Genomic DNA, 19,371 nt, shown 5'->3' on the forward strand with positions numbered 1-19,371 from the left:
TCGCGCGGCTGGCGGCTCCCACGGGTGACCTCGCCCCCGCCCTGGAGCGCGTCTTTCAGGCCATGCGGTCGCATCCCTTCCTGATCGCGGGCACCGGGCGGCTCGACACCACCCTGATGCCCCTCGTCCCCGGTCTCGCCGCCAAGATGGGCGCGGAGGCGTTCTACGGGCTGGCGCTGCGGGAGACGCCACGCGGGCCCCTGGGCATCGCCTTCAAGATCATGGACGGCGGCGAACGGGCCCGCCCCCACGTCACGCTCGCCGTGCTGCGGGAGTTGGGCGTGCCCGTCACGGAGGAGCTGCGCGCCCTCGCCCCCACCACCCTGCATAACTGGGCGGGGCGGGAGGTGGGGGCGGTGGGAGTGGAGCTGGGCCTGGAGTGGGCGGAGCGGAACCCGGCTGGATAATTTGACACGGACCGTATAAGACGCTATCTTCTTTCCATCACCGCCCGAGAGGCGGCTTTTTTATTGCCTCTCCTCCCCCACGTCCTGCGTCCCTCGCCCCACCTCCCCCAACCTCCCCTCCACCGCCGCCAGCGCGAAGGCGTATTCCTCGGCCTCCTCGTTCAGGGCGTCGTAGCGCCCGCTGGAGCCGCCGTGTCCGGCGCCGAAGTTGGTCTTGAGGACCAGGACGCCGCTGCCGGGGGCGGCCAGGTCGCGCAACCGGGCGACGTACTTGGCGGGCTCCCAGTAGGCGACGCGGGGGTCGTTCAGGCCGGTCGAGACGAAGAGGTGGGGGTAGGTTCCGGGCACGAGGTTGTCGTAGGGGCTGTATCCCCGCATGGTGGCGTAGGCGTCCGGATCCCCCGGGTTGCCCCACTCGTCGTACTCGCCCGTCGTGAGGGGGATGGAGGCGTCGAGCATGGTGGAGAGCACGTCCACGAAGGGCACCCCCACGAAGGCGGCGCGGAAGAGCCCCGGGCGCAGGTTGACGGCGGCGGCGGTGAGCAGTCCCCCCGCGCTGCTGCCCATCGCCACGAGGTCGCTCGCCACGCCCTCCGCCTTCAGGTGTTCGGCGGCGGCCAGAAAATCGGTGAAGGTGTTCATCTTGTGTCCCAGCCGCCCGGCGTCGTACCAGCGGCGACCCAGCTCGGACCCGCCCCGGATGTGCGCGATGGCCCAGACCCAGCCCCGGTCGAGCAGCGGGAGGCGCGTCGGGCGGAACTCGGGGTCGGTGGGGTAGCCGTAGCTGCCGTAGCCGTACAGCAGCGTGGGAGCGGGCAGGCCGGTGTCGCGGCGCCGCACGAGGCTGACGGGCACGCGCTCGCCGTCGGGTGCGGTCCCCCAGCTCTGCTCGGCCACGTACCGCGCCGGGTCGTAGTTCGGGACGGGCGTCGCCTTGACGAGCGTGGTCTCCAGGGTGTTCAGGTCGAGGTCGCGGTCTTCGGCGGGCCGGGTCAGGCTGGTGTAGGCGATGCGAGCCGCAGCCGTGCCGAAGACGTGGTTCGGGCCGATGCGGACGGTGTAGCTCGCCTCAGAGAACTCCACGCGGCGGGCCTCGCCGTACCCTCCGGCCATCCTGGGCAGCACCCACAGCCGCGTGAAGCCGCTCTGACGACCCGACACGAGCAGGTGCGAGGCGAACAGATGCATCCCGGTCAGGTAACGCGCCGGGTCGTGGGACAGCACGCCCCCGGCGTCCTCCCAGGTCAGGCCCTCCCTCTTCGGCAACCGCACCAGCCGGAACTCGGTCGCGCCCCCCTGGTTGGTGAGGGCGAGCCAGTGATCGCCGCCGTCCGTCACCGCGTATTCGACGCCGCGCTCGCGGGGCAGGATCACCCGTGGTCGTCCCCCAGGCTCGCGCACGTCCAGGTCGTGCCACTCGGCCGTGACCCCGGCCCCGCTGACGACGAGCAGGGTTTCGCCGTTCTCGGAGAGGTGGGCCACCGCGCGGAAGGTGGGGTCGTTCTCCTGATACAGCAGCTCGTCGGCGTCCTGGGGCCCGCCGAGGGTGTGTCTCCAGAGTTCGGAGGGCCGCTGCGTCCCGTCGTCCCGGCCATAGAAGAGGTGCGAGCCGTCCGCGCCCCAGTCGAGCGTCCAGCCGTTCACGCCGGTCAGCGGCGGCTCGGCCAGTTCACCCGTCTGGGTGTCCAGCACGCGCAGCTCGAACACCTCCTGCCCGGTCACGTCGAGGAGGTAGGCCCAGAGGCGCCCGTCGGGGCTGGGGCGGGCCGCGTACACCCAGACGTTGGCGTGGCCCTCGCGCTCGGCGAGGAGGTTGAGGTCGAGGAGGACCTTTGCCCCACCCCCGGACACGGGGCGGCGCAGGAGGAGGGGGTGGGCCCGGCCCTCCTCGGTGCGGGTGAGGTAGAGCCAGTCGCCCTCGCGCACGGGGGCGCCCTCGTCGCGCTCCTGCACGTGCGAGAGGAGGTCCTGGGAGAGGGCCCGCTGCATCTCCCGCAGGGGCGCCATCACCTCACCCAGATGGGCGTTCTCGGCGTTCAGGTACGCCCGCACCTCGGGGTCGGCCCTGCCCTGGGTCTTGAGCCAGTGGTAGCTGTCCGGGCGGTCCTCGCCGTGCAGGGAATGCGTGACGGGCTTCTTCGCGGCGCGGGGCGGGGTGGGGGCCATGCCCGAGCGTATCAGGGGGCGCTACCCTGACCCCATGTTCCGCCGAGACCCCGTGCGCCAGGCCCTGCGAGAGGTGGGAGACGTGCTCGGGAGGGACCTGCACAGACCGCTTCCCCTCGTGCGCGCGGCCCTGCGGCGGGGCGGGGTGATCGGCGCGGCGCGGGGCGGGCGGGCCGTCCTGGTCGGTCTCGGCGGTGTGCCCCGGGAGGGCGTCTTCGAGCTGGCGAGCGTGACCAAGCCCTTTACCGCCGCGCTGGCGGACGCGCTCGCGGGCTCGGGGCGGGTGGAGTGGGACGCGCCCCTCGCCCGGCTGGGCGGTCCCTTTCGCCCCTTCCCCGCCTTCGTGACCCCGCGCGCCCTGGCGACCCACACGGCGGGACTCCCCCCCCACCCGGCCCGCGCGGTGGTCACGACCTTCACCCGCTTTCAGGACCCCTACGGCGGCATGAGCGCCGCGGGCGCCCTGGCGAGCGCGCGGCGCTGGGCGAACCGGCGGGCGGCGGGCCGCTTCGCCTACTCGAACCTGGGGGTGGGCGTGCTCGCCCTCGCCCTCGCGCACGCCGCGGGCGAGGATGTGGACGCCCCGGGCTTCGGTCGTGCCCTGGCAAGGCACGTCACCGGGCCGCTGGGGCTGGCGGACGTGTCCCTCACGCCCACCCCCACCCGGCTCGTCACGCCGACCGCCACCCTCTTCGGCGAGGGGGTCACGGGCTTCGGGCCGCTGGCCGGGGCTGGGGGCCTGTTCGGGACGGCGGCGGACCTGCTCTCTTTTGCGGCGGCACACCTGGAGGGTCGGGCGGGGGAGGCGTGGCAGGCCGTCATCCACCCCCCCGGCCTCCCCCCCCACCGGACGGGCGTGGCCCCCGGCTGGTTCGAGACGCGCGGCGTGTGGTGGCACGACGGGGTGGCGCGCGGCACCCGCACGGCCCTGGGAATGCGGGCCGCCGACGGGGCGGCTGTCGTCCTCCTGGCGAGGGGCGGCCTGCCGCTGGTCGGCCTGCGGGGGGCGGTTCCGGCGGCGCTGCTGGCGCTGCTGGGAGCAGGGGATGAGGCGTCAGGTCTCGGGGGTGAGAAATGAGGCCTCGGCGTTTGCCAATTCCCGGTCCCTAGTTCCCGACCCCTCCCTCCGGCGGCACCAGCCACGTCACCGCCCGCGCGTCGCTTAGCCCGCCGAGGAGCCCGGTGGGGTTCCAGTTGCCCTGCTGGAGGCCGAACACCGTGTCGTAGCGCGTCAGGTCGGTGCGGGTCAGGGCGTAGAGGTTGCCGTCGATGCCGAAGGACACGTCGCGCAGCTCGGCGACGCTCGCGACGACGGCGGCGCTCGTGCGGGTGCCGTCCCACAGGCGCAGGGGCTCGCTGCTGTTGCCGCTGAGGGTGGTGTCGCGCCACGCGGCGATCAGGTTGGCCGCGCCGCCCGTGCTCGCACTCGTCCAGAGGCGGTCCACCCGCCCCGCCCCGAAAGCGCCCAGGGTCGCCGCCGCGTTGGGCACGCCCACGTCGGTCAGCGGCTGGATGCCCGTGTCGGTCGCGGCGTAGAGCACCCCCCCGAAGGGCGCGAGGTCGCGGATGACGGGGGTGGTGAGGGGGGTGCTGGCGACCGCGACGAGATCCCCGGTGTTCTCCTGAGCGACGCGGATCGTCTCGCTGCCGCCGCCGAGCGCGGGCCGGGCGACGACGGCCCGGTCGCCGATCACGGCGATGCTGGTGCGGGGCGTCTCCGGGGTGAAGACCACGACGGTGAGCACGGGCAGGTTCGCCGTCCAGACGATTGAGCCGCCCTGGCGGTACAGGGCAAGTTGCTGCCGACCGTTGCAGTCGCTCAGGGTGAGCAGCCGGTCGCGGGCCGCGCTGACGGCCGTGCTCGTCAGGCAGACGGGCGTGAAGGGCGGGGGCGCGAAGGGCACCGGGTTGGCGAGGTTCACGTCGCGGCTCTCGATCCCCGCGCTGCGGGTGAGCGCCACCCGCGTGCCGCCGGGCAGCGTGTCGAGGGTGACGCCCCGGTTGTCACCTAGGGGAACGCTCACGTCGGCGGCGCTGCCGTCGGGGGTGACGGTGCGCAGGGTCGCGCCCCCGCCTTCGAGCACCGCGAGGCGCAGGGCGGGCGGCACCTCCTCGGTCCCGGTGCAGGCGGCGAGGAGACCGGGCAGGAGCAGGGCCAGGGCGAGCGGGCGCGGGGGGAGTGCAGTCATGGTCGGGGCCTCCTTGGGATGATGCTGGGGGGGGGACCGCTCAGGGCAGCAGCGGGAGGCTCAGGCCGTCCTCGCCGTAGTTGAAGAGGGGATAGGCGGTGCTGCCCGGCAGGCCGATGGCGAGGCGGTAGCGCCGGACGCTGAGGTCGATCTCCGCCTGGAGGGCCCAGCAGCAGCGGTCGATGGTCAGCCCGATCACGGGCGTGAAGTTCCAGGGGCCCACCCGCTCGCCCCCCTGCCACACGACCGTCTGGCGCAGGCTGGCCGTGAGGTAGGCCCCCGGCCTCGGCCCGTTGCCCAGCGCCACGCCGACGCGAACGGGGTCGAGGACGAGGGTGTCGGTCGCAACGTCGTCCGGAAAGGTTCCGCTGCGGGTGCGGGTGTACACCACCCGGCCCGAGAGCGCCGCCCGCGAGCCGAACTGCCACGCGGCGTTGAGGTCGGCGCGGGAGAACTCGGTGCGCGGCTGGTCGAGGCCCGGCGTGTTCAGCACGGCGGCCACGGCGAGGCTCTGGCCGGGGCGGGTGGCGCGCAGGGTGCCCGTCACGCCCGGGCGCGTCCAGCCCTGGCGCCGGAAGTCGTAGGGGCCGCCGTAGGTGAGCTGCCAGTTCGTCGCCCGCCCCGCCGCCGTGCCCACGCTGAAGGTGACCGTCCCGCTCTCGCGCGCCGTCTCCGGCTGGTCGAGCAGCAGGTCGTGGGCGGTCGAGAGGGTGTAGTCCCCGCGCCACGTCAGCGCGTAACTCCCGGTCAGGCGCGAGGTCAACAGGTCGAGGTTCTCGCGCGCCGTGACGCCGACCGGGTTGAGCACCGTGTCGAAGGTCGTCGCCGCGCTCGCCTCGAAGCCCACCGCGCGCAGGCGGGGCGTGGCGACGTCGTGGGTGGCGTACACGCTGAAGTTGTTCGTGCGGATGTCGCCCGTGACGGTCGCGCGCACGGTGAAGGGGTCGTAGCCCCCGGTGCGGGTGTAGCTCCCGTTCGCCGTGAGGGTGAGGTTCGGCGCGGGCCAGCGGCTGGAGCGCGTCGCCGTCTCCGGGCGGGCGGGCACGGCCGGGCCCGTGGGGGTGGCGGGCCGGGCGGGTGCCGCGGGCGTGACCGTCACCCGGCCCGAGTTCGGGTCGCCCAGGGTGACGTTGAAGTTCGTGCTCTCCAGCTCGCCCGTGCCGAAGTGGTACGCGAGGTTGTAGGTCAGGCTCACGGGCGGGCGGTTCACCCCGAGGCGAAAGGTGGCCGGAAGCTGCCCCGACGAGTCCGGCGGCAGGATCAGGTCGCGGGTGTACGTCGCGCTGAAGGTCGTGTCCCTCACCGGCACGGTGTTCAGCAGGAGGGTCAGGGGCGCGCTCAGGCGGCGGCCCGCCACCGCGTCGAAGGCGAAGGGGCTCGTCCCCTCGATGCGGATGTAGGCGTAGCTCACCCCGAAGGTGTTCGTCTCGTTGAAGCGCTGGGTGATGGTCCCGCCCGCCTCCAGGTTCACCGTCCGCGCGCCCGTGCCGTAGTAGCGCCCGGTGAAGGTGTTGCGCAGGCTGAGGTCGGCATTGCGCCACGGGCTCGCCGTGAAGCTGATCGCGTGCGTCTCCTCCAGCCGGGTGGTCGAGATGTTGATTCCCTGCGAGGTCGCGCTGCGCGAGAGGGGGTTGCTCTGCCCGGTGTAGCGCCCCGCCGAGACCCGGAAGTCCGCGCTCAGGCCCCCCAGCGTGACCGGCTTGGGGTCGACCACGAGTTCGGGCTGCCGCAGCGGCGTGGTGAGTGCCGTGGTGGGCTCCGGGCCGTAGCGGTCCACGTAGTTGAGCTGGGCCGAGAAGAGGGGGTACTCGACCTGCGCCCCGAAGTTCACCCGCGTCACGCCGCGCTCGGGGTCGGTCTCACTGCGCCCGATGTCGCGCCGCACGACGTTGAGCGAGTAGTCGAGGTCGCGCACCGCCAGGGTGAGGGGCACCCGGCCCCGCGCGGTGAGGTCGAGGTCGAGGTCGTAGCCGACCCGCTGGGTGCCGTCCGCCGCGAAGGGCCTGGGCAGGGCGAGGGTGTAGAGGTTGATCCGGTCCACGAAGGGCAGCGGCGCGTAGGAGCGCAGGCTCACCCCGGCGCCGATGCTGGGGTCGCGGTTCTCGTAGTAGCGCAGCAGGGTGGTGCCCAGGGTGCTGGTGCCCACGCTGAAGGGGAGGTCGGCCTCGATGCTCAGCCCGTCCGGGGCGCCGTTGCCGACGACGAGCCGGGGCTGGCGCTCGGGATCGTTCAGGGGCAGCACCACGACGGGGAGATACAGCACCGGGAAGTCGGCGAGGAGGAGCTGCGCCCGGTAGGCGACGAGGCGGTCTCCCGGGTACACGATCAGCCGCTCGGCGCGGAAGGCGTAGTCGTTGGGCGTCCGCCCGCACTTGGCGCAGGGGGTGAAGTACCCCTGGGTGGCCCGCAGTTGGCCGGGCACCCGCTCGACCTGCCCGCCGCGAATCTCCAGGTCCGCGTCGCTGATGATGACGTCCTCGCCCGTGAGCTGCTCCTGCCCGAGGTCCACCACGAGGTCCTCGCCCGTGAGGGTCTGCCCGTCGCTCGCGGTGCGGTACATCGCCGCCCCGACGAGGGTCAGGGTGCGCCGGGTGCGGTTGTACTCCACGCGCGTGGCCCGCACCACGTCGTCGTCCACCCGCAGCTCGACCGGGTTGCCCTCGCCCCCGCCGATGATCACGATCTCCTGGTCGTCCAGGCGGCGCAGTTCGAGCGTCTGCGCCTGCACGATCCGCACGGTGCGCGCCTCGGCACTCCCCAGCGCAGCCGCCCCGGCGAGCGCGGTGAGAAGGCCGAGGGCCCCGCGCCGCAGCCGTCTCCCTCCGCGCCGGACGAGGTGCTGGGCCCTACTCGACATGGGCCACGTTCAGCGCGAACACCCCGGTCGAGGGCCGGGGGTCAATCCCGGCGAGGACGGGCCGCGTCTCCCGCCCACCCGCGAGCAGGCCCAGGGTCGTGCCGGGGTAGTAGAAGCCCAGAATCTGCGGGTGGGTCATCCCCTGGCGCGCGAGGCCCAGCGCCCCGTACTGCGAGAGGCCCACCCCGTGCCCGGCCCCGAAGCCCTCGACGACGAGGGGCGTGCCGGGGCCGACCGGGCCGCCGAGGGTCGCCCGGCTGCTCGTCCCTCCGAGCGCGCGGACGAAGCCCCCCGCGTTCGCCCCGGAGAGCAGGGCCGTGCCCCCCGTGCCCGTGAGGGTGATCTCCTGTGCCCGGCCCGACACGCTCGCGCGGGTGACCCGCACCGAGGTCAGGGCGCCCACCTGCACCCCGTAGCGGGCGGCGACCTCCTGCACGCGGGCGGCGGCGACCTCTAGCCGCCAGCGCGAGCGCGGCCCGCCCGCCGAGTAGGGGTCGGCGCGGGCGATCAGGTACGGCAGGTCGCGGCCCCAGACCTCCGCGCTCGACGCGGTGAAGCCCCCCGAGTCGCTGGAGAAGTAGGTGCTCGCGGGCCGGCCGTCAAAGGCGACGACCTCCCCGGCGGTCGCCCGGATCGCCGCGTCGGTGTTCGCGCGCTCGGCGCCCACGCCCCGGTAGACCTGGCAGCTCTCGGTGGCGCAGGTGTCGTAAGGCAGGGCCGGGTTCACCCGCGCGGCCACGTAGGTGCGCGCGATCACCGCCTGGGCGGCGAGGGCGGCGGCGGGCCAGGAAGGGGGCATCTCGGCGGGGACGACCCCGCGCAGGTAGTCCTCCACGTCGAGGACGTTGATCCCCTGCACCGCGCCGCGCTCGGCCCGCAGCAGCACCCCGCCCCGGTACGCCCGCCCGCCGATCTCCACGACGCTGCCCGGCGCGGGCGGCAGGTAGAGGGACGCGCTGCCCGCGTCCGCCCCGTTGAGGGTGAGGCTCGCGCCCCGCACGCCGACGGTCCACACGCTCGGGGAAGGCGCCGGGGCGGCGACCTCGGGCGCGGGCACCGGGGAGACGGGGGTCAGGCCCAGGCCGGGGGGGGTGACCGGGGGAGCCGGGGCCGGGGTGGGCACGCGCACGTCAAGCTGCGGGCCGCTCGAGACCAGCACCCTCACATTCAGCGCCCCCGCGCCCGAACCGAGCGCCAGCGCAAGCATCAAAAACCGCATCTGCCCCGCGAGTATAAGCGGCCTCCTCTGTACCCGGTCTGACAGGACCGTGAGAGGCGGCACATCTTCCGAAACGGCCCAGGACGGCACGGTCGGGCGCCGCCGGGGCATCATGAGGGCCATGAGCACGGGACGGGGGGGGGCGGGGCGCGTGTGGGCCCACGTCGGGCAGGCCTTCGCGGAGACGGACTACGACGTGGTGGTTCTCGGCGCGGGGCGGATGGGCACGGCCTGCGCCCTGTTCCTGCGGCGGCTCGCCCCGGGCCTGCGCCTCCTGCTCGTCGAGCGCGGCGGCCTTCCCAACGAGGAGGGGGCGACAATCCTCGCGCCGGGGGTCTGGACCACCCTGGGCGTGCCGCCGGGCCGGGGGGGCGAGGCGCGGTGGGGGCGGGCCTTCCTCGCGGGCGGACTCGGGGACGCGCCCTTCCAGCCCCGGCCGCTGCTCGACCTCCACGCCCACGCGGTCCCGGGCGCAAGGTCCACCACCGGCACCCTGACCCGCTTCCCGGAAGCCGCCGCCCTGGTCCTCCCCACCGCCCTCCCCTTCGCGCGGGTGGACGAGGAGGCCGCGACCTACCGCCCCGGCCCGGTCGCCCTCGCCTGCGGGCAGGGCGCCGTGCGGGCGGGGGCCGACCTGCTGCTCAACACCCACGCGCACCTGATCCCCGGCGGTGTCCGCCTCGACCGCCTGACCGTGACGAATACGCACGAGGTCGTCACCCACGAGACGCGCGAGGTGCGGGCGGGCGGGGTGGTCGTGGCGCTGGGCGCCGACGGTCCGCCCGCCGTCGAGCATGACCTCGGGGCGCACACCGCGCACGGGCGCGCGTACCGGCAGACGCCCCGGCTGAACGTCCCCAGCGATGACCGGACCCCCACCCTGCGCGCGGGCGGGCTGACCCTGCGCCCGGTGGGCGGCGGCTTCACCCTGATCCCGCCGGTCCACCACCGCGACCCGCAGGGCTACAGCCCGGCCGGGGGGCGGCTGACCGGCGTGCCCGTCGGCGTGCGGCGCGAGACGCTGGAGGACCTGATCGCCCTGATGGACGCGCTGCCGCCCCTCGCCACGGGGGCGCTGGAGGTGGGCCGCAGCCTCGCCGACGTGCCCGGAGCGTGGCTCGCGCTGCCGGGGGGACGGGCCGACGCTCCCCCCCTGCACGAGGAGGTCGCGCCCGGCGTCCACCTTCTCCTGGGCGGCCCGCTCGCGGACACGCTGGGGCTGGCGGTGGCCTACGACCTCGCGGCGCAGGTGGCGGGGGTGGAGGGGCGGCCGTGGGAGGGGGGGTGAGCTGGCCTTCCCGTCACAGCTCGATCCAGTACCGCCGGATGGGCTTGTCGTGGAAGTCCAGCACGAACTCCCCCTCCAGCGCCCCACCGTTCGCCTCGATGACGCGGCGGGAGGCGAGGTTGTCGGCGTCACAGGTGACGAGTACCCGGGTCAGGCCCAGCTCGCGGGCGCGGTCCAGCGCGAGCCGCAGCATCAGGGTGGCGTGCCCCTGCCGCCGCGCGGAGGGGCGCACCTCGTAGCCGATATGCCCGCCGAACTCCCGCAGCCGCCCGCCCAGGCGGTGGCGGATGCTGAGGCGGCCCAGGTACGTCTCCCCCTCCACCAGCCAGAGGACTTCCGAGTTCACGAACCCCTCCGGCGGGACGTTCGGCGGCTCGAAGCGGCGCAGGTGGGTCAGGAAGGTGCCGAAGTCGGCCTCCAGATCGTCTACCGACCAGGTGAGGGTGTCTCCCAAGCCGCTCCCGCTCGCCTGGGCTTCCCTTACCGCCTGGGTGAAGCTGGTTTTGTACCTCTCCGATGGGCGGACGAGTTCAGGCATGGCCCAGGGTAATCAGCCGCGCCCGCTTCAACTCCGCACATCCACATTCACCACCCACCGTGGTCAATCCCCCCGCCAATCTCGCCTCCGGGCACCTTGGCTCCCCAAGGGGGGGCGTACAATCCGGGGCGTGAGAGACGTTCCCTTCGACGTGCTGGACCTGGGGGTGCTTCCCTACCGGGAGGCGTGGGACGTGCAGCATGACGTTCACGCGCGGGTGGCAGGAGGCGGGCGGCCCACCCTGCTCCTCGTCGAGCATCCGCCCGTGCTCACCCTGGGCCGCAAGGCGAAGGAGGGCACCAACATCGTTGTGACGCGCGACTACCTCGCCGCGCAGGGGATCGAGGTGCTGGAGGTCGAGCGCGGCGGCGACGTGACGTACCACGGGCCCGGCCAGCTTGTCGCCTACGCGATCTTCCCGGTGGGGAGGCGGGTGCAGGACTTCCTGCGGCTCCTCGAACGGGCGGTGATCGTGACGCTGCACGACCTCGGCCTGCCCGACGCGCGGCCCAACCCCGGTTACGCGGGCGTGTACGTGGACCCTAGAACGGTCAACGGGCGCGAGTACGAGCAGAAGATCGCCTCCTTCGGGGTGGCGGTGCAGCGGAACGTGGCCCTGCACGGTCTGGCGCTGAACGTCACCACCAACCTCGGGCACTTCGACCTGATCGTGCCCTGCGGCCTGAGCGGAACCCAGATGACGAGCGTGGAGCGGGAGTACGAGCTGCGCGGCATCGAGCGGACGGCGAGCATGGCTGAGGCGAGAAAGGCCCTTACTCGCGCCTTCCACACTACCTTCGAGAATTACGACTGGACGCTGCCGGAGCTGGCGGCGGGGAGAGGGACATGACCCAGCAGGAACCCAGGTTCATCAAGAACGGCATCTACCGCAAGGACTCCGTGCCCGTGCGCGAGAAGAAGCCCGAGTGGTTGAAAGTCACCATCCCCACCGGGCAGGTCTTCGGCGAGGTCCGCAAGATCGTCAAGGAACACCGCCTGCACACCGTCTGCGAGGAGGCGATGTGCCCCAACATCGGCGAGTGCTGGTCGCGCGGCACCGCCACCTTCATGCTGATGGGCCACATCTGCACCCGCGCCTGCCGCTTCTGCGCGGTGGATACGGGTAATCCGATGGGCAAGCTCGATCTGGACGAACCCGCGGGCGTGGCCGACTCGGTGCGCCTGATGGGCCTGAAGTACGTCGTGCTGACGAGTGTGGACCGCGACGACCTGCCCGACGGCGGCGCGTACCACTTCGCCAAGACGGTGCAGGCGATCAAGCGGGTGAACCCGGAAACGCGCGTGGAGGCCCTGACCCCCGACTTCGGCGGCAATGGGCACTGCGTGGACCTCGTGCTGGAGAGCGGCGTGGACGTGTACGCGCAGAACCTGGAGACGGTGCGGCGCCTGACCCACCCGGTGCGCGACATCCGCGCGGGCTACGACCGGACGCTGGGGGTCCTCGCGCACGCCAAGAAGAGCCGCCCCGACGTGATCACCAAGACCTCGATCATGCTGGGCCTGGGCGAGACGCGCGAGGAGATTCGGGAGGCGATGGAGGACTGCCGGGCGCACGGGGTGGACGTGATCACCTTCGGGCAGTACCTCCGCCCGACCATGCATCACCTCCCCGTCGAACGGTACGTCACCCCCGCCGAGTTCGATGAAATCCGGGAGGAGGGCCTGAGCCTGGGCTTCCTGGAGGTCGTCTCCGGCCCGCTCGTCCGCTCCTCGTACAAAGCCGAGCAGATCGTGATGGACAAGCCGAGCGGGTTGCCCGAGCATCTGGCGCACCTGGACGGGAGCGAGCAGCTCAGCCTGATCTGAGGGGGAGGCATTGAAGGGGCCGGGGCGTGGAGCTTCGGCCCTTCGCCGTTTACCGCTGCGTCATCCGGTCAAAAGCGCTGGGCCGCCGCCTTTCCTGCCAGGCGTGGACCACCCTTCGCACGTTCCGGTCGAGCGGGTCGGTCGAGTCGATCTCCAGGTCGTACTCCCCGAAGGTGTGGACGGTCTCGAAGTCGCGCCGGGTATCGCCCACGCGGCGGTCTCCACGGGCGAGTTCGCGCCGTTCCAGTTCGGGCAGCGGGCAGTGCAGGCCCACGAAGAACACGTCGAAGGGCGAGAGCAATTCCAGCAGGCGGTCCATCTGCTCACGCGACTCGACAATGAGGTCGACGACGAGGTTGTTTCCCGCCGACAGCAGCGCGGGGAGGCAGCGGTAAAACCCCTCGAAGACCTGAGGACGCAGGGTCGCCCAGGCGAACACGCCGCCAGCGTCGGGGCGTCTCGGCAAAACGTCTGTGGTGAACAGAAAGAAGTCGAGGGAGAAGAACAGGAACGGCACGTCCAGCCTCTCCCGCACGTCGCGGCAGAGGGTCGACTTTCCGGCGCTCGATGCTCCGCCCACGAGGATCAGTTGACCTGCCGACATGCGCCCTCCCAATCGGGAGAGAATCGCGCAGTTCGTCCGCCCCGACAAGGGGCACGGAACCCCGGTTTTGCGCCTAAGCTTGGGGGGAAGATGCAGCTCCCCGTTCCACCTCCCGAAGGCCGCCCGTGATCCTCAGCATCGACATGGGGGCGAGCGGCACCAAGTGGGCGCTGTACACCGGGAGCGGGACGGCGGTTGCGGACGGTCGCCTGCGGCCCCTGACCGGCCACCTCTCGGCCCCGGAGGCGCGGCGGGAGATGACGGCGGCCCTCGCCGAGCTGCGCGCCGCCCTGCCGGTGGAGCCGTGTGCCGTGGTCGCGGGGGTGACAGGCCTCCAGACCGAGTTCCGACCCGGGCTGCAACAGGAATTGGGAAGCCTCTTTCGCCTGCCCCCCGAGCGGCTCCTCGTGACCGACGACCTGCACCTCGCCTACGCGGCCCACTTCACGCCGGGGGCGGGCACGCTCGTCTATGCCGGGACGGGCGCCGTCGCCTACCACCGCACCGAGGGGGGGGAGGTCGTGCGCGCGGGCGGGTACGGCTACCTGATCGACGACCTCGGCGGCGCCTTCTGGCAGGGGCAGGTCGGTCTGCGGCGGGTGCTGCGCCAGCGCGAGGCCGGGCAGCCCGAGACCCGGCTCGCCCGACACGTCTTCGGGGCGCTCGGCACCCGCGAGTGGGGGGAGATCCGCTCGCTGATCTACGGGGAAGGTCGCGCCGCCGTCGCCCGCCTCGCCCCCGCCGTGTACGAGGCCGCCCGGCAGGAGGACCCCGACGCCCTCGCCATCCAGCGCCGCGCGGGGCAGGAACTCGCCCGGCTCGCCGAGGTGGTCCTGGGCCGCACCGGGCGGAACGCGCTCGCCACGGCGGGAGGGGCCTTCAATCCCCTCGTGCGGGAGGCCTTTCACGCCGGGCTCGCGCCGGGTGCGGTCACCGTCGTTCCCAGCGTGCCGCCCGTCTCCGGCGGCTTCACCCTGGGCCTGCCGCTGCTCGCCCCGCGCCCCTGACCCTCACAGCGGTGGCCGGACAGAGCGAGCAACCGCGATCAGAGCGCGGCCCGCGCCTCGCGCAGCAGCTCGGAGAGGCGGCTGAGGCAGCGGCTGTACTTCTTGGCGTAGGCGCCGTGGCGGTACGTCTCGCTGAAGAGACTTCCCAGCGGCGCCCCCGTGAAGGCGGCGGGCAGCCCGAGGTCGTAGAGCTTGTCGACGAAGTGCACGAAGCGCAGGGCGACGTTCTGGTCGGGCATGGGGGCGAGGTCGGTGACGCCGAGGGCGCCCACCCCCGCGAGCAGCTTGGCGAAGCGGCTGGGGTGCACGTCGAGGAGGTGGCGGTTGAGGTCCCGGTGCGAGGCGACGGCGAGGGTCGCCCCGGGCTGCCGCGCCCGCCACGCGGCGAACTCGCCGGGAGTGAGGGGCCCTTCCGGGGCCGTGCCGCGCTGGCGGTAGTCGGGGCCGTCTACCCGGTGCGTCTCGAAGCGGTCGGCGATCCCCTGAATCTGGCGCTGGAAGTCGGCGGCGTTGAAGCGGCCCTGCCCGAGCGCGCCGGGCTCGGTGTTGCTCGTGGCGACCACGCTCGTGCCCCCCGGCATGAGCTGGCCCAGGAAGGTGTTCGCCATGTGCGTGTTGCCGGGGTCGTCAAGCTCGAACTCGTCGATCAGCAGCAGGTCGTGCCCCCCGAAGGCCTCGACGGCGCGGCCCATCCCGAGCGACCCGATCACGTACATCAGGTCCTGGAAGCTCATCAGGGCGCGCGTGCCCTCGGCGGCGTGATAGGCGCTGGCGAGCAGGTGCGTCTTCCCCACCCCGAAGCCCCCGTCGAGGTAGATGCCCCGCCCCTCGGGCTTGGCACGCCGGAAGAGGCGGAAGCCGCCGGGCCGCACCTGCGCCCCCTTGAGAAACGCCTGAAGGCTCGCGCGCGCCTGCGCCTGGCTGGCGTACTCGGGGTTGGGGCGGTAGGTCTCGAAGCGCACGTCCTGAAAGCGGGCGCTGGGAGCGAGGCCCGCCGTGAGTTCCTCGGGCGTGAGGGTGGGTTTGCGGGCGAGGAGGTCGATCACGGGGCAGGGTCTCTCAGGGCGCGGGGGGAGGAGGGAAGCTGGCGGCGCCTAGCGGTGAATCTCCAGCTCCACCTTCACGTTGCCGCGCCGGGTCTCGTTCACCACGCGCTTGAAGTCGATGCGCCCGATGCCGTCGGCGCTGAGGCTGTCGCCCTCGCGGATCTCGCTGCTCGCGCGGGCCACCTGGCCGTTGAGGCGCACCTTGCCGCCGTCGATGCCCTGCTGGAAGTACGCGCGGCTCACCCCGAAGCCCTTGGCGCCCACCACGTCCACCCGCATCGACGGCACGACGACCTCGCGCGTCTTGCTGCCCCGGCCCGCCGTCTCACCCACCTCCTCGGCCTCGACCTCGCGGCCCCCGAGCTCGGTGAGGGCGGCGAGCGTCTGGGCCGCCTTGCCCGTCGCGGCGACGAGAAAGGAGCCGCCGCGTTCCTCGCGCAGGTCGCCGAGCTGGTCTTCCGGCAGTTCGAGTCGGCGCAGGTGCACGGCGAAGTCCTGAAGGTCCCAGGGGGGACCGCCCTCGCCCGGGGTCACCCGCAGGACGGTCACGCCCGAGTCCACCTCGGGGATGTGGGCGGGATGGAGGGTGAGGATCACCCGGCGGGCGTCGGGGAAGCCGCCCCCGATGACGTACCGCACCTCGTCGTCCTGGAGGGCGCGGCGGTCGAGGTCGTCGCCGTCGAGGAAGGGGGTGCGCACCACGCGCCCGCCGCGCGCCTGCGCCACCAGGGTGGGGAGCTTCTGCTTCATGGGGGGCAGGATAGCGCCCGGGGGAGGGTGACCTGTGGCTTGTCGCTCGGAGGAGCAGGGCGAGGGGCAGCCTCGGCGGGACCCATCTCGCCTGCCCCCACCTCCCCCACACGCCACAGGCGACAAGCCCCCTTCCCCGCCCTACACTGGCCCCCATGCAGATCGCTGACCCGCTCGGGGTGCCCGGGGCCCCGCTGGAGACGTTGCAGGCCGTCCTCACGCACCTGGAGGGGGCCAACCTGACGGGCGGGCGGCTGATTCTGGTGCGTGACCGCCAGGGCAACCGGGGGGAGGCGCGCTACGGCGCCGTGGTGACCCTCGGGGGGCAGGCGGTCGTGGCCGCCCCCGCCTTCGGGCCGCACTACGGCCGGGCGGGCGCGCAGGCCCTCGCCGAGCTGACCCGCTGGGCGGGCGAGCGGGGCCTCCCCGTGCGCGAGACGGCGGTGAATCCGGCGGACCTCGTGCGCGTCCTCGCCGAGCCGGGCGCGGACGAGATCGCGCGCATCGTCGCGGCGAGCAATCCCAGCGACCCCGCGATCTACACGGCCCTGCCCCCCCGGCGCCCCGCAGAGGACGACTGGGAGGCGTAGCCGGGTCTCCTCCACCCCACCCCCCACCTCCATGAAGGGTGGGGGGTTTTTGGCGCCGGGAGCGGGATTTTCTCCTTGGGGATGGGATTTGCACGGGGAACGTAAGAGTCGGCGTGGCACGCTGCGGGCACGACGAGCGAGGGCCGCCGCCAGGCCGCGCGCCCTCCGGACCTGCCCCAACCCACGCCCAGGAGACCCCACCCCTTCCCATGAACATGTCCAGCCACACCCGTCCGGCCCCGACCCCGACCCTTCACACCGCCCTGCGCGAGGTGCTGCGCCTGTACGCGCCCGGCGCGACACTGCTCACGGCGCTGGAGGGCGAGGTGCTGCGCGTGGGGGCGCAGGGCGTCGAGCGCGAGGCGGGCGGCGAACTCGTGCCGCCCGACGCGTGGCTGGAGGGGGGCGAGCTGACGTGGCTCACGCGGGGGGGCACCCTGCTGGGCCTGATGTGGTGCGAGGGGGCAGCGCCGCCCGCGGACGTGGCCGACCTCCTGACGCTGCTGCTCGGGGCGGCGCGCGGGGACGGGGCCGGGCGCGAGGCCGACGTGCTCGTCACCCAGTTCCCGCTGCCCGCCGCGTGGCTGCGCGCCGACCTCACCTTCCGGCAGGTGAGCCGCCCCTTCCTCGAACTGCTCGGCTTAAGCGACGCGCAGGTGCTGAGTCGCCCCCTCAAGGACCTGCTGCCGGGGATGCCCGCCCTCGCGGCGGGGCTCGCGCAGGCGGCGGCGGGCCGCACGGTGTGCCTGCCCGACGAGCCGCTGCCGGTGACGCCGGGGGACGGGCCCGTGTGGGTGCGCGGCGAGGCGCGGCCCTCCTTCGGCGGGGCGGGGGCGGGGGTGCTGTGGACCCTGCGCGACGTGACCGCCGAACACCGCCAGGCGGAGCTGCTGGGGGCCCTGCTGGGCGGTCACACCACCCCCGCCGCGCTCCTGACGACCGCGGGCACGGTGCTCCACGCGAGCCCCGGCTGGCACGACCTGTTGCCCGGCGCGGCCCTGCCCAGGTCGCCGCTGTGGGCCTGCTTCCCGGAAACGGCCCCCGAGACGCTGCAAGACCTCGTGCGTGAGGCGGCGCAGGGCGGCCCCGCCCGGGCGCGGGTGCCCCTGGGGGCGGGGGGCAGCGTCACCCTGAGCGTGCGGCCGGTCACGGCGCGGGAAGGCGCCGACCCCCTGCTCGTGGTGGAGGCCGGGACGGGGACGGGCCCCGGCGCCCCGGGGGACGGGTGGGGCGCCCCCGCCGCGCAGGTGCTGGCCCTCGGCGACCACGCGGCCCTGCTCGTGGACCCCGCGGGCCGCACCCAGCTCGTCAGCGAGCGGGCGGCGGACCTCCTCGGACTGGAGGCCTCCCGGCTGCTCGGCGTGCCCCTCTCGCGGGCGCTCCCCGACCTCGGGGTGCGGCTGCACACCCCGGCGGGCTCTCCCCTCGCCTTCCCCGACCTGCGCGCGGAGAGCCTGACTTTCCCGCTGGAGACCGAACTCCTGCTCGTGCGCCCGGACGGCGGCGGGCGGCACCTGGAGGTGCGCGGCACCCTCCTCCCGGGAGACGCCCCCGGCGGGCGGCCCGGCCTGCTCCTCACCCTGCGCGACGTGTCGGCGCTGCGCCACGCCCAGGCGCGGTTGCGGCACGGGGCCCGCCACGACCCCCTGACCGGGCTGCTCAACCGCGCCGGGCTGCGCGAGGCCCTGGTGCAGGGGGCGCCGGGCACCGTCTTGTGCCTCGACCTCGACGGCTTCGGGGCCCTGAACGCCGCGCTGGGCCGCACCGCCTGCGATCACCTCCTGATCGGGGTGTCGGCCCGGCTCGGCGACCTCGCCGACGCGCGCGGCGGGCGGGCGGCGCGGCTGGGCGACGACGCCTTCGCCCTCTTCCTGCCGCACTCGGGCCCCCCGGAGGCGGCCGGGGCGCTGACGGCGGCGGTGCGGGCGGCCTTCACGGCTCCCGTGCGCGCCGGGCGTCAGGCCGTGCCCCTCACCTTCGCGCTCGGCGTGGCCCCGGTGGGGCTGGGCACGGACGGCGCGGCCCTCGCGGACGCCGAGATCGCCCTCGCCCACGCCCGGGGCCGGGGCCGCGCCCAGGCGAGCACCTTCGGCCCCGGCCTGCGCGAGGAGGTCGCCGACCCCTTCCGGCTGGAGGAAGCCTTGAGGGGGGCGCTGAGCGGGGAGGGCGAGGGGCCCACCCTGCACTACCAGCCCGTCTTGCACCTCGCCAGCGGGCGGGTGATCGGCGCCGAGGCCCTGCTGCGCTGGACGCACCCCGCTCTGGGCGAGCTGCCCCCCGCCCAGGTCCTGCCGCTCGCCGCCCGCGCCGGGCTGATGGCCCCGCTCGCCGGGTGGGTGCTGCGCCGGGCGGTGGAGGAGGGCCGCGCGTGGCGGGAGGCCCATCCGGGGCTGCGCCTGAGCGTGAACCTCAGCCTGGGGGGCCGGTGGTGCCCGACCGACCCCGGCGAGCTGCTGCCCTTCCTGGCCGAGCACGGCTCACCCGACGTGGAGGTCGGCGCGGGGTGCCTCCTCGACCCCGGCGAGGGCACGCTCGACCTCCTCGGCGCCCTGCGGGCGCGCGGCGCGCGGCTGTGGGTGGACGACTTCGGCGAGGGCACGACCAGCCTGAGCGCCCTGAGCCGCCACCCGCTCACCGGGATCAAGCTCCACCCCAACCTTACCGCCCGGCTGCCTGACGACCCGCGCGGCGTCACCCTGGTGGAGGCGACCCTCGACCTCGCCCGGCGGCTGGGGTGGCAGGTCACGGCGGTGGGCGTGGAAACCGCCGCCGGGCTCGACCTGCTGCGGGGCCTCGGCTGCGACGCGGTGCAGGGGCACGCGGTCTGCCCGCCCCTCGACCCCGGGGCGTTCGGGGCGTGGCTGCAAGGCCGCTAGACCGGAC

The 19,371-nt window shown here is 74.0% G+C and carries 16 protein-coding genes (1 of these 16 running past the window's edge); 8 read left to right on the forward strand and 8 right to left on the reverse strand.

Annotated elements, in window-relative coordinates; genetic code table 11:
• Nucleotides 1-407 carry the 3' end of an asparaginase gene (locus IC605_RS07970; RefSeq protein ID WP_216321422.1) on the forward strand. 616 nt of this gene lie to the left of the window's left edge, so the window shows 407 of its 1,023 coding nt (coding positions 617-1,023); its start codon lies off the left edge, out of view; it ends in the stop codon at nt 405-407.
• A gap of 60 nt (nt 408-467) precedes the next feature.
• On the opposite strand, the gene IC605_RS07975 is transcribed toward IC605_RS07970, so the two are convergent.
• Nucleotides 468-2,573 (reverse strand): S9 family peptidase, encoded by a 2,106-nt coding sequence (locus IC605_RS07975; RefSeq protein ID WP_216321425.1) that lies wholly within the window; start codon nt 2,571-2,573, stop codon nt 468-470.
• A 34-nt stretch (nt 2,574-2,607) separates the two neighbouring features.
• On the opposite strand from IC605_RS07975, the gene IC605_RS07980 reads away from it, so the two are divergent.
• Complete coding sequence (locus IC605_RS07980; RefSeq protein WP_216321428.1) at nt 2,608-3,651, forward strand: serine hydrolase domain-containing protein; 1,044 nt, start codon at nt 2,608-2,610, stop codon at nt 3,649-3,651.
• Between the two features lie 28 nt (nt 3,652-3,679).
• On the opposite strand, the gene IC605_RS07985 is transcribed toward IC605_RS07980, so the two are convergent.
• From IC605_RS07985 to IC605_RS07995, 3 genes are read right to left on the reverse strand one after another with little or no spacing between them, the layout of a single operon-like run.
• Nucleotides 3,680-4,762: a hypothetical protein gene (locus IC605_RS07985; RefSeq protein WP_216321431.1), complete on the reverse strand. Its 1,083-nt coding sequence runs from the start codon at nt 4,760-4,762 to the stop codon at nt 3,680-3,682.
• A gap of 40 nt (nt 4,763-4,802) precedes the next feature.
• Nucleotides 4,803-7,619 (reverse strand): LPS-assembly protein LptD, encoded by a 2,817-nt coding sequence (locus IC605_RS07990; protein ID WP_216321434.1) that lies wholly within the window; start codon nt 7,617-7,619, stop codon nt 4,803-4,805.
• A complete protein-coding gene (locus tag IC605_RS07995; RefSeq protein ID WP_216321464.1) occupies nt 7,609-8,838 on the reverse strand; it encodes a SpoIID/LytB domain-containing protein in 1,230 nt (409 codons plus the stop codon). The genes IC605_RS07990 and IC605_RS07995 overlap by 11 nt, the downstream gene beginning before the upstream one ends.
• 121 nt (nt 8,839-8,959) lie before the next feature.
• On the opposite strand from IC605_RS07995, the gene IC605_RS08000 reads away from it, so the two are divergent.
• A complete protein-coding gene (locus tag IC605_RS08000) occupies nt 8,960-10,126 on the forward strand; it encodes an FAD-dependent oxidoreductase (protein ID WP_425514221.1) in 1,167 nt (388 codons plus the stop codon).
• A 13-nt stretch (nt 10,127-10,139) separates the two neighbouring features.
• Here the strand turns inward: IC605_RS08000 and IC605_RS08005 are convergent, their stop codons facing one another.
• Nucleotides 10,140-10,664 carry a GNAT family N-acetyltransferase gene (locus IC605_RS08005; RefSeq protein ID WP_216321470.1) on the reverse strand — a complete coding sequence of 175 codons (525 nt, stop codon included), beginning with the start codon at nt 10,662-10,664 and terminating at the stop codon, nt 10,140-10,142.
• Between the two features lie 130 nt (nt 10,665-10,794).
• Here IC605_RS08005 and lipB point away from each other — a divergent pair, with 130 nt between their 5' ends.
• On the forward strand, nt 10,795-11,514 hold the full coding sequence (gene lipB / locus IC605_RS08010; RefSeq protein ID WP_343216541.1) for a lipoyl(octanoyl) transferase LipB: 720 nt from the start codon (nt 10,795-10,797) through the stop codon (nt 11,512-11,514).
• Nucleotides 11,511-12,491, forward strand: a complete 981-nt coding sequence (gene lipA / locus IC605_RS08015; protein WP_216321475.1) for a lipoyl synthase — start codon at nt 11,511-11,513, stop codon at nt 12,489-12,491. Before lipB ends, lipA begins: the two co-directional genes overlap by 4 nt.
• Nucleotides 12,492-12,540: 49 nt before the next feature.
• Here the strand turns inward: lipA and IC605_RS08020 are convergent, their stop codons facing one another.
• Nucleotides 12,541-13,095: a chloramphenicol phosphotransferase CPT family protein gene (locus IC605_RS08020; protein WP_216321478.1), complete on the reverse strand. Its 555-nt coding sequence runs from the start codon at nt 13,093-13,095 to the stop codon at nt 12,541-12,543.
• Between the two features lie 125 nt (nt 13,096-13,220).
• Between IC605_RS08020 and IC605_RS08025 the strand changes: the two genes are divergently transcribed.
• Nucleotides 13,221-14,102, forward strand: coding sequence for an N-acetylglucosamine kinase (locus IC605_RS08025; protein WP_216321482.1), 882 nt, complete (start codon nt 13,221-13,223; stop codon nt 14,100-14,102).
• A gap of 38 nt (nt 14,103-14,140) precedes the next feature.
• On the opposite strand, the gene zapE is transcribed toward IC605_RS08025, so the two are convergent.
• Together zapE and IC605_RS08035 are read right to left on the reverse strand one after the other, a co-directional pair.
• Nucleotides 14,141-15,148: a cell division protein ZapE gene (gene zapE, locus IC605_RS08030; RefSeq protein WP_216321485.1), complete on the reverse strand. Its 1,008-nt coding sequence runs from the start codon at nt 15,146-15,148 to the stop codon at nt 14,141-14,143.
• Nucleotides 15,149-15,196: 48 nt separating this feature from the next.
• The gene (locus IC605_RS08035) at nt 15,197-15,898 is read right to left on the reverse strand and encodes a S4 domain-containing protein (RefSeq protein WP_216321488.1); all 702 of its coding nucleotides are present in this window, start codon (nt 15,896-15,898) and stop codon (nt 15,197-15,199) included.
• 155 nt (nt 15,899-16,053) lie between these two features.
• On the opposite strand from IC605_RS08035, the gene IC605_RS08040 reads away from it, so the two are divergent.
• Together IC605_RS08040 and IC605_RS25030 are read left to right on the forward strand one after the other, a co-directional pair.
• Nucleotides 16,054-16,488 (forward strand): DUF3197 domain-containing protein, encoded by a 435-nt coding sequence (locus IC605_RS08040; RefSeq protein ID WP_216321490.1) that lies wholly within the window; start codon nt 16,054-16,056, stop codon nt 16,486-16,488.
• Between the two features lie 209 nt (nt 16,489-16,697).
• Nucleotides 16,698-19,364, forward strand: coding sequence for a sensor domain-containing protein (locus IC605_RS25030; RefSeq protein ID WP_281416235.1), 2,667 nt, complete (start codon nt 16,698-16,700; stop codon nt 19,362-19,364).
• Nucleotides 19,365-19,371 lie beyond the last annotated feature (7 nt).

Origin of the sequence: Deinococcus aestuarii (assembly GCF_018863415.1) — a bacterium.
In the GTDB taxonomy this organism is placed as follows: Bacteria; Deinococcota; Deinococci; order Deinococcales; family Deinococcaceae; genus Deinococcus; species Deinococcus aestuarii.